Raw genomic sequence first — 15,234 nt, forward strand, 5'->3', positions numbered from 1 at the left:
CCTTTCAAGGGCCGGACTCTAGCTCCGCGTGGAGGAAATTCTCAGGGGCACGTCAAAGCGCGCACGCTTCTCGGAAAGTCTTGCGCCGGAGTTCGCTCAAGCGAACTGGCGCTGCACTGTGACGGAGGCCTCATGGGACTGGAGTTCGCTCGAGCGAACTGACGGAGGTGCCTTCACCGTGGAGGGTCCGTTTTGAATACTAATAGATCGTGTTGTTTCCCGGTGCCCGTTATGAGGGTGTCGTAGTTTGGGTTGCTATACCTATATACTTATAGCACTCTGTAAAATTTGAGTTTAATAGTTGCTGATTCAGAATCTGGTGACTAACTATGAGCGCAGGTTTTTGATCTGTATGGTGTTCAGGATGACTCGTCGGCAGAATATGGTACGAAAGGCGGATCTCCGTCGCGTTCTCGATACATTCCAAGAGCGAGGCGTATCCTTTCGTTCTCTAGACATTCTCCCATCGGGCGAGGTCCGCTTAACTCTGGCGTTGCCAGGGCAGCCGACGTCGGGAGAATATTCTGATGAAGTTAGATCCTGGGACAAGGCGCTGAGTTGAATGTTTCTCAGCTTCCGCACCAATTTCTAGAGGTGACGATGAATGCCTGTCATCAAGCGCCCCCAAGGTAGAAAACTGAGCGCGAGGGACTTTAAGGCCCTCGGTTATCCCTACCTGAATGTCTTTAAAGATCGACACGGCAAGCTTCGCTACCGATATCGACAGAAAGGTCGAGCGTCTGTTTACCTACATGGCGCGTTTGGCTCTCCAGAATTCCGTGCGGCTTACGATGCTGCCTGCGCAGGCCAGACAAGTGCGATCATTCCAGGTTCCGACCGCACGGTTCCAGGCACCATCAATGCCTTGGCGGTAGCGATCTACGGTTCGGCAGAGTGGAGGCAACTTAGAAAGCCTACTCAAGCTACATATCGCGGCATCATCGAGCGGTTGCGGACAGAGTATGGCGGGCAGCCTGTGCGGGGACTGCAGACGCAGCACATCCTCAAAATGCGGGACCGCAAGGCCGGCTATCCAACGGCGGCCAATAACTTGGTCAAGATCGTGCGTTGGATGCTGGCCTTCGCAGTTGCCCGACAATGGCGGGTCGACAACCCAGCCACCGGCATCAGCCCGTTAAAGATCCCTTCTGGCGGCTTCCCCGTGTGGAATGAGGCGGACATCGCGAAATTTGAGGCGCACTGGCCTGTGGGTTCCCGTGAGCGCTTGGCATTTGATCTCCTGCTCTACACCGCTCAGCGGTCAGGCGACGTGCGTCAGATGGGCCGCCAGCACGTCCAAGGTCACGCCATTCTCGTGCAGCAGGAGAAAACCGAGGCCTGCCTAGAGATTCCGATCCATCCACGCCTCAAGGCGTCGCTCGAAACCGTTCCGGCTGGTCAGATGCTCTTTCTGGTCACGCAATCGCGCGTCGGCTTTACGGCGGGCGGCTTCGGCAACTGGTTCAGAGGGGCGTGCAGGCAAGCCGGGGTACCGGATCGTTCCGCGCATGGCTTACGGAAGTCGGCTGCGACGCGCTTGGCGGACGCGGGCTGCACCGAGGCGCAGATTAAGGCCGTGACGGGCCACCAGACCTCAAAGGAGGTCGAACGGTACACGAAGGCGCGGGATCAGCGGCTGTTGGCGCAGGACGCTTTCGCCATGATCGGCGGCACGCAACGCGAACAAACTTTGGCTAACCCGGCAGGGAAGTTAGCCAAATCGAGCGCTAACTAACTGAAAATAAAGGAAATTGCGATGGTGGTGGCGGACAGAGAGGGATTCGAACCCTCGGTAGGCTTTCACCTACACACGCTTTCCAAGCGTGCGCGATCGACCACTCCGCCACCTGTCCGTTTCCACGACGTCGCCGTGTAGCCGCTGGACGGTCGATCCAGCGGAGCGAGGCTGATAGAACAGCATGAACCCCTCGGCAAGCGCCCTTTGAGGCCCCATATGGGGGGAAGTCGATTTTGCCGCTGATTTCTGCGAGATTTTTCCGATGCTGTTCCAAAAGACCGCCGACCTGCCTAACGCCGAGACGGCTTTGCCGGGGCGCGAGGCGGCGCTGACGACGGATGCGACTCACTTTGTGCTGGGTCATGCGCTGAAGGGGCCGCATCCCGAAGGCTTCGAGACCGCCGTGTTCGGCATGGGCTGCTTCTGGGGCGTGGAGCGGGTGTTCTGGCAGTTGCCGGGCGTCTGGGTCACGTCGGCGGGTTATGCGGGCGGGATTACGCCGAATCCGACCTACGAAGAGGTCTGCTCGGGGCGGACGGGTCATACCGAGGTGGTGCAGGTGGTGTTTGACCCCAAGGTCATTTCCTACGGCGATCTGTTGAAGGCCTTCTGGGAGAACCATGACCCGACCCAGGGCATGCGCCAGGGCAATGACCAGGGGACGCAGTATCGCTCGGCCATCTACACCCTGAACGACGCCCAGCAGGCGGAAGCCGAAGCCTCGCGCGACGCCTATCAGGCGGCGCTGAGCGCGGCGGGCAAGGGGACGATCACGACGGAGATCCAGCCGGCGGGTCCCTATTACTTCGCTGAGGATTATCACCAGGGCTATCTGGCCAAGAACCCGGCGGGGTACTGCGGCATCGGCGGGACCGGGGTGGTCTGCCCCATCGGCGTCGGCGTCACCATGGGCGCTGGGGCCTGATGGACCGGGCGGGGGTCGGCCAGGTTTGCCTGGCGCTGCCGGGGGCGACGCTGGACCATCCGTTCGGCGACGACCACGACGCCTACAAGGTCGGCGGCAAGATGTTCGTCATGGTGGGGGCGACCGGGGGGGTGTCGTTCAAGGTCTCGGACATCGCCTATGAGGTGTTGACTGAGAGCGGCCATGCGCGGCCGGCGCCCTATATGGCGCGCGCCAAGTGGGTGAACCTGCCGCGCATCGACGACTGGGCGGACGAGGAGCTGGCGGACCATATCCAGTCCGCCCACGCCATCATTGTCGGCAAGCTGACGAAGAAGGCGCGGGCGGAGCTGGGGCTTTAGGGAGCCACTGGTTCTTTCCTGACTGTCGCGGAGCGGTGGGGAGGGGGATCGTCGCTGATAGGGGATGAGGCGGAGGGGGTGACGCCGCGTCTGATCTCTGTGCCGCTCCCTCCACCGCTACGCGGTCCCCCTCCCCATGAAATGGGGAGGAAGGAAGGGCGGCCTACCGGGCCTTCTGCTCGGCGATCCAGCGGTCCATGCGGGCGTCGAGCAGGTCCAGCGGCAGGGGGCCGTCGACCAGCAGGGCGTCGTGGAAGGTGCGGACGTCGAAGCGGTCGCCCAGTTCGCGTTCGGCCTTCTGACGGATCTGGCGCAGGCGGATCTCGCCGATCTTGTAGGCCGTGGCCTGACCCGGCCAGCCGATGTAGCGCTGGAGTTCGGTCTCGATATTGTGCGGGGCCAGGGCCGAGTTGTCGCGGAAGCAGGCGCGGGCCTGTTCCGTGGTCCAGCCCATCCAGTGCAGGCCGGTGTCGGCCACCAGGCGGCAGGCGCGCCACATCTCGTAGCTGAGGCGGCCGAAGCGTTCGTAGGGAGTGCGATAGATGCCCATCTCTTCACCCAAGAACTCGGAATAGAGGCCCCAGCCCTCGGTGAAGGCGGTCACGTCGGCCCCGCGCCGGTAATAGGGCTGATCCGCCGCCTCCTGCTGCAAGGCGATCTGCAGGTGGTGGCCGGGGACGGCCTCGTGGACGGTCAGGGCCGGAAGCTCATAGAGGGGGCGCTGATCCAGCTTGGACGTGTTGACGATATAGCCGCCGGCCACGCCGTTCTGTATCGAGCCGGGATTGTAGCGGCCAGTGGTGTAGCTGTCCTCGATCTCGCGCGGGACAGGCCGCACGCCATAGGGCAGGCGGGGCAGGGTTCCGAACAGGGCGGGCAGGCCGTCGTCGGCGCGCTTGGCGATCTCGGAGGCCTTTTCCAGCAGTTGTTCGCGGCTGGTCGCATAGAATTGCGGATCGGTGCGCAGGAAATGGAGGAAGCCGGCGAAGTCTCCGGTCCATCCGGCGGCGCGCATTTCGTCCTGCATCCGGGCGCGGATGCGGGCGACCTCTTCCAGGCCGATCTGATGCACCTGATCCGGGGTCAGGTCGGTGGTGGTGTAGCTGCGCACGGCATAGGCATAGAGGTCGCGACCGCCGGGGCGGTGGGTCATGCCGGGCTCGACCGGAGCGCGCGGTTGGTAGTCGTTCTTCAGCAGGTCGCGCCAGGCGAGGCGGCGCTGGGCGACGGGGCCGTCGATCAGGGCCTGGGCGCCAGCGCGCAGGCGCGACTGTTCGGCGGCGGGAATGGTCGCGGGCAGGGCGTTGAACGGCTGCATCAGGATGTCGCCGCCCTCGCGCGGCTTCACGTCGGTTTCGGCCAGGGCCAGGGCGCTGTCGACGACCGAGCGGGCCTGGACCAGGTCGGTGTCGAGGCCGCGCCGGGCGTCGGCGATGGCGGCGTCATAGAAGGAGGGAACGGCGCTGATCCGCGACAGCCAGGCCTCGGCGTCGGCGGTCGAGGTGATGCGGGTCGAACTGGCCAGATAGGCGAAGGTCTGGCCGGGGCCGCCTTCGGAACTGAAGGCCAAGCGGCCGCCGTCCAGCGGGATGGCCTCAAGGTTGCGGCGGATCAGGTAGGCGGCGAAGGTCCGGTTCAACTGCTCGTCTGGATTGAGAGACGACGGGTCGATGGCCTCCAGCCGGGTCAGCAGGGCGGTCAGGGGCGCGACGCGCGCCAGTTCGCCCGTGCGGGTCGGGTCAGGCAGGCGCGACAGTGCCTCACGGTCGCCCTCCATGCCGGCGGTGATCGGATCGACGCGGCGCAGGTAGGCCTCGTAGTCGGCCAGGGCGCCGGCGAGGGCGGTGCTTTGAGCGCTGGCTTGAGCGCCGGGCGCCGATTGCGGCTGCCCAACGGCCAGAGCTGGCGTGACCATGAAGGCCGCCAGAGCGGCCCCGATCAGAAGTGGCTTGTGCATTGCTGTCCTCCCTCAAGTGAGGGGGAAGAGACAGGCGTAGCGGTGGATGGTCAAGCGCGCGTCGCGAGGTCAGCCGCACAGGGTGAAGAAGCGGTCGATCTGCGAGGCCGAGCCTTGCTGGGCGACCAGCGGGGTGCGGTAGTCGGGGCCGTAGGTCGCCAGCCAGCCCAGCTTGCGGAAGCGCAGGAAGACCGGGTCGGTGGTGCGGGCGACGGCGGTCAGATCGAGGCCGTCGTGCATGGCCGAGGGCTCGGCCTTGGCGGGATAGGTTTCCGTGTCCCCGCCGGATTCCAGGGCGATGACGCGGGGGTGGTCCTCCGCGACGGTCTGCAGGATTTGCAGGGCGCCCGAGCCTGGACGGCACGACAGGTCCAGCGGCACGTCGTCGGTCTCGGCCATGCCGTAGGACAGGCTGGCTTCATCCGCATCCTCGTTCAGATGCCAGTCGTAGCCGGCGACGGGGATCGGCGCGCCGTTGGTCGCAGCTGTCAGGTTGGACGCTGTCGGCGCGCAGGCGGACAGGGCGAGCGCCGCCGCGGCGGGGGCAAGCCAGATGATGGGGCGCATGGAAATCCTCAGCCGGTGCAGAGTTCGGCGAACCGGCGCAGCTTGGACAGATTCGCCCGATCAATCTCTATCGCAGAGGATTGTTGGCCGACCGTGACCTGCAACCGTCCATTGGCCTGGAAGGCGGCGAAGACGGGGTGGTCGGCGCGCAGCATGGTCTGCAACTGGCCGCGCCGGGGGCGAACCTCGGCATTGGAGGAGGCCGCACCCGAGGTGACGACGGCTATGCCCTCGGCGGGCGCGGCGTCATAGAGGGTCAGGCGTACGATGCTGGAGCCGGGCGCGCACTCCAGGGTGGTGCGCAGGCGCGGCGTATCGGGGATCTCGTTGGCCAGAACGAGAGGGCCGTTGTCGGCATAGAGGGTCCAGGCCCAGACTTGGGCCGGTGGCGCAGTCTGAAGCGTCAGGGCCAAGGCGAGGCCGAGCAAGGCGGTCATGGTTCAGCCCCCGCTGATGGGTTCGAAGGCGACTTTGATCAGGCGTGGCTGGAAGCGCAATAGCCGAGGAAGTTCTGAACTAGGCGACGTTCGGCGCGGCTGGCCCGCAGTTGCGTGGCGCCGGCCTCGGTCTGCACCGCCATCCGGCCTCCGCGCGCCAGGCCGGTCAGGGCAGCGTCGGTCAGGGGCAGGCGGGTCTCGAAGGCTTCGCCGTCTGACAGGGGGTCGATCGGCTGCGGCCCCAGAGCGGCGGGGACCAAGGCGGGGCTTCGGGGCTGGGCGTCGCCATAGACGGCAGCCGTGCGGTCGCCGGGCGAGCAGGTCAGCATCAGGGCCACCTGATCGGAATCCGCCAGCCCATAGGCCAGCTTGGCCATCGGCCCTTCGTGCAGCAGATGCCAGCCGGCCGCGCCTTCGCCGGGGGCGGCGGGCGCGGTGGTCATGGCCTGGCCGGCAAGAAAGGCCAGGCTGAGGGCGGCGGCGGCGGGAAGCAGGGACTTCAACATTACAAATCACTCGCGTTCGACAGAGCAAACGCGGGTCACTCGTTAAGGGTTCACGGCTCCGCTTGAACGCGCGCGATTCCGTGATGGCGAGTCACTGGAAAAACACGCTCGCCGAACGCGGGTCAGAAGGGGCTGAAGCGCTCCACCAGGGACTGGGCGGCGGGGCTGGCCTGCATCCGGCTGATGTCGCCGCGACCGCCGTAGCTGATGCGTGCCTCGGCGATCTGGGTGTGGGCGATGGTGTTGGCCGAGGAGATGTCCTCGGGGCGCACGATGCCGGCCACGGTCAGTTCGCGGACCTCGCGGTTGGTGCGCACTTCTTGCCGACCCTGGATGACCATGTTGCCGTTGGGCATGACGGCGGTGACGACGGCGGCCACGGTCAGGTTGACCCGCTCCGAGCGGTTGACGCTGCCCGAGCCCGAGGCGTTGGACTCGCCCTCGGTGCCGACCATCTTGGCGGGGTCGAAGCCGCCGGGGAAGGCGCGGCCCAGGCTGTTCTCCAGGCCGAAGAAGTTGGTGACGCCGCCGGAAATGCTGTTGTTGCGGGCGCGCTGGGTCGAGTTCTGGGTCTGGGCGCGGTCGTTGATGTCGATGTTGACGGTCAGGATGTCGCCGACGCGCCGGGCGCGCTGATCGCCGAAGAAGCTGCGCGCGCCGGTGCGCCACAGGCTGTTGGCCGAGGCGGGCGTGGGCGTCGGCAGATAGGCCTGCTCGACCGGGACCAGGGCGGCCGGATAGCCGATGGGGGCCAGGTCCGGGCCTTTCAGCGTCTCTGTGACCGTGGAGCAGGCGCCCAGGGACAGGGCGGAAGCGGCGGCGGCGAGGATCAGGACTTTACGCATGACGGGATCTCTCAGCGGGCGGCGAATTGTTGCGGATTGGCGCGGGCCATCTGGGCGGCGGGACCGGCGACGGCTCGGCCCGGACCGACGGCGACGGCGTCGATGGTGCGGCCCGATTGGGTGTTCAGCACCGGCACGGCCTCGCCCGCCGAGGCGTCGCGGGTCGCCTTGCCGGTGACGGTCAGCTCGACGCCGCCGGAGATATAGGCGACCTCGACCATGTCGTTGCGGGCGATGACTTGGGGCGAGGCCAGATCGCGGCTGGTCACGGCGGCGCCGGCGCGAAGCGCGCGCTTGGCCGACAGACCGACGACCTGATCAGCGTCCTGGGGACCGCCGGCGGGAGCCTGGTGGGCTTGAACCGTGGACCAGACCACGTCGGCGGGCTGGACGATGTCGCCGGCGGCCAGGCTGCGGGCGTAGGTTAGGACCTCGACCGTGGCGCCGGGGCGCGAGGCCACGGTGGCGGCGGTGGGACGGGCGGAAGCGTCGGCAGGAAGGGCTCCGCCTTCGCGGACGACGATGCGGCGCAGGCCTTGCGGGTTGGCCCAGTCGAGACCGGCGCGGCGGGCGGCGGACTGGATCTGGCTGGCCTCGAAGACGGCGGTGGCGCCGAGGCGCTGGCCGACCACGACGCCGGAAGCCGCGCCCGCGTCGTCGAACAACTCGCCCAGGGTGACGCGGCCGTCGTCGTCGGTCGGATCGGGCAGGAGACTGACGGGACCGGCCAGGGCCGGAGCGGCGAGGGCTGCGAAGGCCAAGGCCAGAGAAAGACTGCGGATCATGGCCATGACCTAGCTCTTCACCTGGGCCGAGACGGACAGCATTTCGTCGGCGGTGGTGATGACCTTGGAGTTCATCTCATAGGCGCGCTGGGCCACGATCAGGTTGGTGATCTCGCTGACCGCGTCGACGTTGGAGGCCTCGGTATAGCCCTGCAACAGGTGGCCGTAGCCCGGCTCGTTGGGGGCGCCGATGGTGGCCGCGCCCGAGGCGGCGGTTTCCAGCAGCAGGTTGTCGCCGATGGCTTCCAGGCCCGCCTCGTTGAAGAAGGTGGCCAGCTCCAGCTGGCCGACGGTCTGCGGCGCGGTCTGGCCCTGGGTTGTGACCTGGACCTGGCCCGACTTGGAGATGGTGACGTCGATGGCGTCCTGGGGGATGGTGATGGCGGGTTCGACCGCATAGCCGTCTTCGGTGACCAGCTGGCCCTCGCCGTTCACCGCGAAGTTGCCGGCGCGGGTGTAGGCAATCTCGCCCGAGGGCATGGTGATCTGGAAGTAGCCCTTGCCGTCGATGGCGATGTCATAGGGGTTGCCCGAGCGGGTGGGGCTGCCCTGTTCGGTGATCCGATAGACGCTGCCCGCCTTGACGCCGGCGCCGATCTGGATGCCGGTCGGGACGACGGTGCCCTGGGTCGAGGACTGCGAGCCCATGCGCTCGACGTTCTGGTACAGCAGGTCCTGGAACTCGGCCCGCTGACGCTTGAAGCCGACCGTGTTCATGTTGGCGATGTTGTTGGAGATGACCTCGACGTTCAGCTGTTGAGCCAGCATGCCGGAGGTGGCGGTTCTGAGAGCGCGCATCGTTCAGGCGTCCTTACTAGCTGACCCGGCCCAGCCGCTCGACTGAGCGGCGTGATAGGTCGTTGGCGTTTTCGATCATCTTGGTCACGCGCTCGTAGGCGCGGCTGATCTCGATCAGATTGGTGATCTCTTGCAGGGTGTTGACGTTCGAGCCTTCCAGCATGCCCTGGCGGATCTGGACGTCCGGGGCGTCGACGGGCTGGGCGTTGGAGGTGTTGCGGTAGAGGCCGTCGCCGCTTTTCTGCAAGGCGCCGAGGGCGTCGAAGCGGACGGCGTTCAGGCGGCCGACGGGCTGGCCCTGCTGGCTGATCGTGCCGTCGGCGCCGACGCTGACCGGGCCGAGTTCGGGGTCGAAGGTGATCTGGGCGCCGTCGCCCAAGACCGGCAGGCCCTGCTTGGTGGTCAGCACGCCCTCGGCGTTGGTGGTGAAGCCGCCGTCGCGGGTATAGGCTTGGCCGGCGCCGCTCTGGACCGCGAAGAAGGCGCCTTCGCCCTCGATGGCGAAGTCCAGCGACCGGCCGGTCTGCTTCATCGAGCCCTGGCCGAAGTCGCGGCCGACGCCCTTGTCCAGCACGAAGCTGGCCGAGGGGCGGATGTTGTCGTTACGGGCGCGCTGACCGACCTCGGTCCCGACCATCAGCTGTTCGACCTTGAATCCGGTGGTGTCGGCGTTGGCGACGTTGTTGGCCACGATGTCGAGCTCGCGGCGCAGCGTCATCTGGCGTGACAATCCGATATAGGCGGCGTTTTCCACGAGTGCGGCTCCTTCGCCGATCTCGTCGCAACGACCGTGCCAACAGGGTTAATCCAGTCACAGCGGGCGTTTGGGCCAGATTGACCCCTGCGGCGCCCGGCAGGATTTGCCGATTGTAAACGCCTCGTTAACCAAAATCGTCTCATCAGGATGGTTGTGAAGATCGGGGCGACGTGCGGATGCTGAAGCTGAAGCTGGGCAAGAAGAAAGACGCGGCGCCGAGCGGCGACGACGCCAACCTGCCCGCCGTGTCGGACGGCGAAGGCGGCGAGGGCGCGCCCGCCAAGAAGAAGCTGCCCTTGCTGTTCATCATCATCCCGGCGGCCCTGGTCGTACTGGGCGGCGGCGGGGCGGCGGCCTTCCTGCTGATGAAGCCCAAGCCGGCCGAGGCCGAAGCGGGCGCCGAGCACGCGGCGCCGGCCAAGAAGGAAGAAAAGGCCAAGAAGGGCGGCGATCACGGCGGCGGCAAGGAGGGCGAGGCCGATCCGGCCCTGGGCAAGATCTCGTCCGGGCCTGACGGCGTGACCTTCTACACCCTGCCTGACCTGATCGTGAACATTCAGACGCCGGACGGGCGCCCGACCTATCTGAAGCTGAAGCTGACGCTGGAGATGAAGGACGCCGAACTGGCGACCCATCTGCAGGAAGAGACACCGCGGATGCAGGACATGTTCCAGAGCTTCCTGCGCGAGCTGCGTCCCGAGGACATGGCCGGTTCGGCCGGCGTCTATCAGCTGAAGGTCGAGATCCTGCGCCGGGTCAATCTGATCGCGGCGCCGGGCAAGGTGGACGCCGTGCTGATCGAAGAAATGCTGGTGTCCTAGGCATGACCGACACCCTGGCCGCCGAAAACGAACTGGACCCCTTCGGCGGCGAAGCCGACATGGGCGCGGCCCTGTCGGAACGCGTGCTGAACCAGGACGAGATCGACAGCCTGCTGGGCTTCGACATGGGCGACGGCGACGACTCCGAAAGGAGCGGCATTCGCGCGATCATCAACTCGGCCCTGGTGTCCTACGAGCGTCTGCCGATGCTCGAGATCGTCTTCGACCGCCTGGTGCGGTTGATGACGACGTCCTTGCGCAACTTCACCTCGGACAACGTCGAGGTCAGCCTCGACACCATCTCGTCGATCCGGTTCGGCGACTATCTGAACTCGATCCCGCTGCCGGCCATCCTGGCGGTGTTCCGGGCCGAGGAGCTGGACAACTACGGCCTGCTGACGGTCGATTCCAACCTGATCTACTCGATCGTGGACGTGCTGCTGGGCGGGCGTCGTGGCACGGCGGCGCTGCGCATCGAGGGTCGGCCCTACACCACCATTGAGCGGGTGCTGGTGCAGCGGATGGTCGAGGTCATCCTGAACGACGCGCGCGCCGCCTTCGAGCCGCTGACGCCGGTGCATTTCACCCTGGACCGGCTGGAGACCAATCCGCGTTTCGCCGCCATCGCCCGCCCGGCCAACGCCGCCATCCTGGTCAAGCTGCGCATCGACATGGAAGATCGTGGCGGTCGGGTCGAACTGCTGCTGCCCTATTCGACGCTGGAGCCCATCCGCAAGATGCTGCTGCAGCAGTTCATGGGCGAGAAGTTCGGTCGCGACAACATCTGGGAAGGCCACCTGGCCACCGAGTTGTGGACCACGGAAACCGAGGTCCGCTGCGTGCTGGACGAGCAGCAGATCCCGCTGTCGCAGGCGCTGAACTTCAAGGTCGGCGACACCCTGATGCTGAACGTCTCGCCGGATTCCGAAGTCTCGGTGCGCGCCGGAACCATCCCGCTGACGACCGGCAAGATGGGTCGCAGAGGCCAGCATATCGCCGTGCGGGTCGAAGGCCCGATCAACCCCGACATCGCCGCCACTCTGAGCCGAGGGAAACGCTGACATGACCGGCATCATTCTCGATTCCATCCTCATGCTGCTGCTGGTCGCGGCCATCGGCTACGGCATCAAGCTGGAGAAGAAACTCAAGGCCCTGCGCGAGGGGCAACTGGCCTTCGCCGGGGCGGTGAGCGAGCTGAACTCGGCCGCCGGGCGCGCCGAACAGGCGTTGGCGACGCTGCGCGCCTCGGGCCACGAGACCGACCTGCTGCACGACCGGATCATCAAGGCTCGCGCCGTGAAGCAGGAGCTGGAGGTGCTGATCGCCCGCGCCCCCGCCGGTCTGCCGCCGCGTTCGGCGCCATCGCAGTCTCAGGTCGAGGCGCGCGAGGAGCCGGTGCTTGAGCTGAACACGCCGACGTCGCAGGTCTCGCCGCTGCTGGACGACGAGTCGCGCGCCCGCCGCATGGCCTCGCTGATGGAGCGGATCGAGGGCGCCCGCGCCGTGATGAAGGCGCCGGCGGCGCGTCCTGCCGCCGCCGCTCCTGTCGCCGCTGAAAGCTTCGCCCCGGTGCGTCAGGCCATGGCCGCTAACCATGCTGCGCAACAGAGCCTAAACCGCGCCCGTCGTAGCCTGGACGAAGATCTTTTCGCTGCATGATGCATTTTTAGACCCCTATGCCTGACGCGCGGCGTCAAGCGACTTGAGGGGGAAGTATCTTTTTGGCCCTATGTCCGGGGCGCGGCCCCGGACGACTTGAGGGCGCCGACGACCCGAGTTGACCGATGAGCAAGCTGCCCCGCCTTCTGCCCCTGATCGCCATCGCCATCGGCGGGGTCGTGGCCGTGCGCGCGGCGGGCGTGGCGCCGGAGCTGTTCCAGGGCGCGACCGCCTGGGCTCAGGAAGCCGTGACCGCCGAGACGCCGGGCGAGGGCGGGGCCGCCGCCGCCAAACCCGCGCCCGCTGTCTGCGCCCTGACGCCGGAACAGCTGGCCCAGCAGGCGGGGATTTCGCCGGCTGAACTGCGCATCATCCAGTCGCTGTCCAAGCGCCGCGACGCCTTGGATGCGCGCGACGCCGACTTCGCCACCACCCTGCCGCTGATGGTCGCCGCCGAGCAGAAACTGGACGCCAAGCTGCAGGCGCTGGAAGCGCTGAAGGGCGAGATCGCGGCCCTGGTCGGTCAGGTGGACGAGAAGGAAAAGGCCGAGAACGACCGTCTGGTCGCCGTCTATTCCGCCATGCGGCCCAAGGAGGCGGCGGCGGTCTTCAACACCCTGGACGACAGCGTTCGCCTGCCGGTCGCCGCCGCCATGCGGCCTCGGACGCTCGCCGCCATCATGGCCCAGATGCCGCCCGCCGGTGCGCGTGAGCTGACCGAGAAACTGGCCAAGCGCTTCCAGTCGCAACAGTTCGCCGCCCGCGCCGCCGCCGCGACGGCGGGTGCCCCCGCTGCGGCCCCGGTTGTGGTTCCGACGGCCGCCCCGGCTGCGGCTGCTGCGGCGCCCGCTCCGGCCCGCACGGCGGCGCCGGCGGCTGCGACCCCCGCTGCTGCGACGCCGACGACGCCGGCCGCTAAACCCGCGGCCCAGCCCGCACGTCGTCCGGCTCCGCGTCCGGCTCCACGTCCGGCCCCGCGCCCCGCGCCCAGGCCCGCCGCTCCCGCCGCCGCGCCGGCGGAGGCCGGTCCGCGCCCCTATACGCCGCCCGCCGCCGAGGCCGGCCAGCCCGCCGCCGCCCGTCAATCGGTTCAGTAGGTTGGCATAGCGACCGCGCGCCGCTATTCAGCGCGCTTCGATTTTCGCGAGACCATTCCATGTCCGACGCCCTGCCTGACCGCCTTTCGGTCGATCCCGACAGCCCCTTCCACGACGCCGACCTGCTGGCGCGCGGCATCGGCATCCTGTTCAAGGGCGAGGAAAAGACCAATGTCGAGGAATACTGCGTCTCGGAAGGCTGGGTCCGTCTGGCCGTCGGCAACCGCGTCGACCGTCGCGGCAAGGCCCTGACCGTCAAGCTGCAAGGCCCGGTCGAGCCCTTCCTCAAGGGCGAGTGATTTTGGACTGCGGCAGGGGCGCTGTTCTTCGGCTCCCTCTCTCCGTCATCCCCGGGCTTGTCCCGGGGATCCAGACACGCCTCGGCATCCAGAGGCTGGCGCTGCGCCGATTATTTCAGACTCAGCGTTTCTGGATTCTCGGCACAAGGCCGAGAATGACGCAGGCAGGATGGAACGGTGAAGCTGAGGCTTTCGGTCGCAGGCTTCGCCCGCTAGGGTCGCGCCTCATTCCGTGAGTCTGGGAGGCGCTCAATGTCATTCAACGTCCGTCTGATGGCCGCCAGCGCATTGGCGCTCGGCCTGATCGCCGCGCCGGTTATGGCGCAGGACGCCAAGACCATCCGCGCCGCCGAACAGGTGCGCGATCAGGCGCTGCAAGCCAACATCGCCCTCGACTACGTCACCCAGGTCACGACCCGCTTCGGCGCCCGCCCGGCGGGGTCGCGCTCGGAACAGGCCGCCGCCGACTGGGCCGCCGACTATATGCGCGCCCACGGCTTCCAGAACGTCCGCATCGAACAGTTTCCGCTGGTCGGCTGGGAGCGGGGCGAGGAGAGCGCCGAACTGCTGGGCGCCCGCCCGCAGCGTCTGGTCGCCGCCGCTCTGGGCCATTCCATCGCCACGCCCGCCAACGGCATCGAGGCCGACGTGGTCTTCTTTGACGGTCTGGACGCCCTGCTGGCCGCGCCCGCCGGTTCGCTGACCGGCAAGATCGCGGTCGTCGACGGCGGCCAGATGGTGCGGATGCAGGACGGTTCGGGCTATGGCTCCCTGTCGCGCATTCGCGGCCTGGGCCCGACCGAAGCCGCCAAGCGCGGCGCCGTGGCCTTCGTCATGCGCTCGGCCGGGTCGGACGAGCACCGCATGCCGCACACGGGCACCACCCGCTATGTCGAGGGCAAGGTGCCGCTGCCGGCCTTTGCCCTGAGCGCGCCCGACGCCGACCAGGTGGCCCGGTTGGTGAAGATGGGCGAGCCGGTGCGACTGCGCCTGAAGTCCACAGCACACACCTATCAGACCCATAGCCAGAACGTGATCGGCGACATCGTCGGCGCGACCCGGCCGGACGAGATCATCGTCCTGGGCTCGCACATGGACAGCTGGGACTTAGGGACTGGGGCCATCGACGACGCGGCGGGCGGGGCCATCACCCTGGCCGCGGCCAAGCTGCTCGCCGAGCAGGGGCGTCCGGCGCGCACCGTGCGTGTCGTGCTCTATGGCTCGGAAGAAGTGGCCCAGCCGACCGACACCGGCAACGGCGGCGGCGCCTATGTCCGCAACATCGGCGCGGCGGGCGTGGAGAAGCACGTCATCGCGGGCGAGAGCGATTTCGGCGCCGACCGGGTCTATGCCCTGGGCCTGCCGCCCGGCGCGCAAGGGTCCGATTTCGCCAAGATCGCGGAGCGCGTGCTGCGTCCGTTGGGAGTCCTGTCGTCGCCGGAGCCGGAGTTGTTCGGGGGCGTGGACATCGGCCCGCTGGCGGGGGCGGGCGTGCCCGTCTTCGGCCTGGCGCAGGACGGCACGCGCTACTTCGACCTGCACCACACCGCCGACGACACCCTGGACAAGATCGACCCGGCGCAGATGACCCAGAACGTCGCCGCCTGGGCCGCCCTGGTGCGCCTGATCGCCGATTCCGATGTGGACTTCCGCGCCCTGCGTTCGGCGGCTACACAAGCGAAGCCTTAGGGCCAAGCCCTAG

General features: G+C 67.3%; 17 protein-coding genes and 1 tRNA gene. 9 read left to right on the forward strand and 9 right to left on the reverse strand.

The window, feature by feature from the left end:
* The first annotated feature begins 604 nt into the window (after positions 1–604).
* On the forward strand, positions 605–1,735 hold the full coding sequence (locus tag DXK21_RS01065; RefSeq protein ID WP_114815945.1) for a tyrosine-type recombinase/integrase: 1,131 nt from the start codon (positions 605–607) through the stop codon (positions 1,733–1,735).
* A 28-nt stretch (positions 1,736–1,763) separates the two neighbouring features.
* Here the strand turns inward: DXK21_RS01065 and DXK21_RS01070 are convergent.
* Positions 1,764–1,853, reverse strand: a tRNA-Ser gene (locus tag DXK21_RS01070).
* A 147-nt stretch (positions 1,854–2,000) separates the two neighbouring features.
* Here DXK21_RS01070 and msrA point away from each other — a divergent pair.
* Both msrA and DXK21_RS01080 read left to right on the forward strand, forming a co-directional pair.
* Complete coding sequence (gene msrA / locus DXK21_RS01075) at positions 2,001–2,663, forward strand: peptide-methionine (S)-S-oxide reductase MsrA (RefSeq protein ID WP_114815946.1); 663 nt, start codon at positions 2,001–2,003, stop codon at positions 2,661–2,663.
* Entirely contained in the window at positions 2,663–3,004 is a 342-nt protein-coding gene (locus DXK21_RS01080) for an MmcQ/YjbR family DNA-binding protein (protein WP_114815947.1), read from the forward strand. The genes msrA and DXK21_RS01080 overlap by 1 nt, the downstream gene beginning before the upstream one ends.
* Positions 3,005–3,167: 163 nt before the next feature.
* Here DXK21_RS01080 and DXK21_RS01085 read toward each other — a convergent pair whose 3' ends face one another.
* From DXK21_RS01085 to flgF, 8 genes are all read right to left on the reverse strand, one after another.
* Positions 3,168–4,961 (reverse strand): DUF885 domain-containing protein, encoded by a 1,794-nt coding sequence (locus tag DXK21_RS01085; RefSeq protein ID WP_211305945.1) that lies wholly within the window; start codon positions 4,959–4,961, stop codon positions 3,168–3,170.
* Between the two features lie 69 nt (positions 4,962–5,030).
* Complete coding sequence (locus DXK21_RS01090) at positions 5,031–5,528, reverse strand: hypothetical protein (RefSeq protein WP_114815948.1); 498 nt, start codon at positions 5,526–5,528, stop codon at positions 5,031–5,033.
* An 8-nt stretch (positions 5,529–5,536) separates the two neighbouring features.
* Positions 5,537–5,965: a hypothetical protein gene (locus DXK21_RS01095; protein WP_114815949.1), complete on the reverse strand. Its 429-nt coding sequence runs from the start codon at positions 5,963–5,965 to the stop codon at positions 5,537–5,539.
* Positions 5,966–6,003: 38 nt separating this feature from the next.
* Entirely contained in the window at positions 6,004–6,471 is a 468-nt protein-coding gene (locus DXK21_RS01100) for a hypothetical protein (protein ID WP_114815950.1), read from the reverse strand.
* A 122-nt stretch (positions 6,472–6,593) separates the two neighbouring features.
* On the reverse strand, positions 6,594–7,316 hold the full coding sequence (gene flgH / locus DXK21_RS01105; protein WP_114815951.1) for a flagellar basal body L-ring protein FlgH: 723 nt from the start codon (positions 7,314–7,316) through the stop codon (positions 6,594–6,596).
* Positions 7,317–7,327: 11 nt separating this feature from the next.
* Complete coding sequence (flgA, locus tag DXK21_RS01110) at positions 7,328–8,107, reverse strand: flagellar basal body P-ring formation chaperone FlgA (protein WP_114815952.1); 780 nt, start codon at positions 8,105–8,107, stop codon at positions 7,328–7,330.
* Positions 8,108–8,110: 3 nt separating this feature from the next.
* Positions 8,111–8,899, reverse strand: a complete 789-nt coding sequence (gene flgG, locus DXK21_RS01115) for a flagellar basal-body rod protein FlgG (protein ID WP_114815953.1) — start codon at positions 8,897–8,899, stop codon at positions 8,111–8,113.
* A 16-nt stretch (positions 8,900–8,915) separates the two neighbouring features.
* Positions 8,916–9,653, reverse strand: coding sequence for a flagellar basal-body rod protein FlgF (gene flgF / locus DXK21_RS01120; protein ID WP_114815954.1), 738 nt, complete (start codon positions 9,651–9,653; stop codon positions 8,916–8,918).
* 179 nt (positions 9,654–9,832) lie between these two features.
* On the opposite strand from flgF, the gene DXK21_RS01125 reads away from it, so the two are divergent.
* The 6 genes from DXK21_RS01125 (at position 9,833) to DXK21_RS01150 (ending at position 15,221) form a co-directional block, all read left to right on the forward strand.
* On the forward strand, positions 9,833–10,477 hold the full coding sequence (locus DXK21_RS01125; RefSeq protein ID WP_114815955.1) for a flagellar basal body-associated FliL family protein: 645 nt from the start codon (positions 9,833–9,835) through the stop codon (positions 10,475–10,477).
* 2 nt (positions 10,478–10,479) lie between these two features.
* A complete protein-coding gene (gene fliM, locus DXK21_RS01130) occupies positions 10,480–11,538 on the forward strand; it encodes a flagellar motor switch protein FliM (protein WP_114815956.1) in 1,059 nt (352 codons plus the stop codon).
* Position 11,539: 1 nt separating this feature from the next.
* Positions 11,540–12,136: a DUF6468 domain-containing protein gene (locus DXK21_RS01135; protein ID WP_114815957.1), complete on the forward strand. Its 597-nt coding sequence runs from the start codon at positions 11,540–11,542 to the stop codon at positions 12,134–12,136.
* 125 nt (positions 12,137–12,261) lie between these two features.
* Positions 12,262–13,233 carry a MotE family protein gene (locus tag DXK21_RS01140; protein WP_114815958.1) on the forward strand — a complete coding sequence of 324 codons (972 nt, stop codon included), beginning with the start codon at positions 12,262–12,264 and terminating at the stop codon, positions 13,231–13,233.
* Positions 13,234–13,292: 59 nt separating this feature from the next.
* The gene (locus tag DXK21_RS01145) at positions 13,293–13,532 is read left to right on the forward strand and encodes a DUF3297 family protein (RefSeq protein WP_105564633.1); all 240 of its coding nucleotides are present in this window, start codon (positions 13,293–13,295) and stop codon (positions 13,530–13,532) included.
* A gap of 252 nt (positions 13,533–13,784) precedes the next feature.
* A complete protein-coding gene (locus DXK21_RS01150) occupies positions 13,785–15,221 on the forward strand; it encodes a M20/M25/M40 family metallo-hydrolase (RefSeq protein WP_245945023.1) in 1,437 nt (478 codons plus the stop codon).
* Positions 15,222–15,234: the final 13 nt, after the last annotated feature.

It is taken from the genome of Brevundimonas bullata (genome assembly GCF_003350205.1).
Classification (GTDB): domain Bacteria; phylum Pseudomonadota; class Alphaproteobacteria; order Caulobacterales; family Caulobacteraceae; genus Brevundimonas; species Brevundimonas bullata.

Excerpts from the sequence above, each read along its gene's own strand:
- DXK21_RS01065 (WP_114815945.1), top strand. The coding sequence starts at position 605 with ATGCCTGTCATCAAGCGCCCCCAAGGTAGAAAACTGAGCGCGAGGGAC.
- DXK21_RS01090 (WP_114815948.1), bottom strand. The coding sequence starts at position 5,528 with ATGCGCCCCATCATCTGGCTTGCCCCCGCCGCGGCGGCGCTCGCCCTG.
- DXK21_RS01095 (WP_114815949.1), bottom strand. The coding sequence starts at position 5,965 with ATGACCGCCTTGCTCGGCCTCGCCTTGGCCCTGACGCTTCAGACTGCG.
- DXK21_RS01140 (WP_114815958.1), top strand. The coding sequence starts at position 12,262 with ATGAGCAAGCTGCCCCGCCTTCTGCCCCTGATCGCCATCGCCATCGGC.
- DXK21_RS01135 (WP_114815957.1), top strand. The coding sequence starts at position 11,540 with ATGACCGGCATCATTCTCGATTCCATCCTCATGCTGCTGCTGGTCGCG.
- DXK21_RS01085 (WP_211305945.1), bottom strand. The coding sequence starts at position 4,961 with ATGCACAAGCCACTTCTGATCGGGGCCGCTCTGGCGGCCTTCATGGTC.
- DXK21_RS01080 (WP_114815947.1), top strand. The coding sequence starts at position 2,663 with ATGGACCGGGCGGGGGTCGGCCAGGTTTGCCTGGCGCTGCCGGGGGCG.
- fliM (WP_114815956.1), top strand. The coding sequence starts at position 10,480 with ATGACCGACACCCTGGCCGCCGAAAACGAACTGGACCCCTTCGGCGGC.
- flgH (WP_114815951.1), bottom strand. The coding sequence starts at position 7,316 with ATGCGTAAAGTCCTGATCCTCGCCGCCGCCGCTTCCGCCCTGTCCCTG.
- DXK21_RS01125 (WP_114815955.1), top strand. The coding sequence starts at position 9,833 with ATGCTGAAGCTGAAGCTGGGCAAGAAGAAAGACGCGGCGCCGAGCGGC.
- flgA (WP_114815952.1), bottom strand. The coding sequence starts at position 8,107 with ATGGCCATGATCCGCAGTCTTTCTCTGGCCTTGGCCTTCGCAGCCCTC.
- DXK21_RS01145 (WP_105564633.1), top strand. The coding sequence starts at position 13,293 with ATGTCCGACGCCCTGCCTGACCGCCTTTCGGTCGATCCCGACAGCCCC.
- flgG (WP_114815953.1), bottom strand. The coding sequence starts at position 8,899 with ATGCGCGCTCTCAGAACCGCCACCTCCGGCATGCTGGCTCAACAGCTG.
- DXK21_RS01100 (WP_114815950.1), bottom strand. The coding sequence starts at position 6,471 with ATGTTGAAGTCCCTGCTTCCCGCCGCCGCCGCCCTCAGCCTGGCCTTT.
- msrA (WP_114815946.1), top strand. The coding sequence starts at position 2,001 with ATGCTGTTCCAAAAGACCGCCGACCTGCCTAACGCCGAGACGGCTTTG.
- DXK21_RS01150 (WP_245945023.1), top strand. The coding sequence starts at position 13,785 with ATGTCATTCAACGTCCGTCTGATGGCCGCCAGCGCATTGGCGCTCGGC.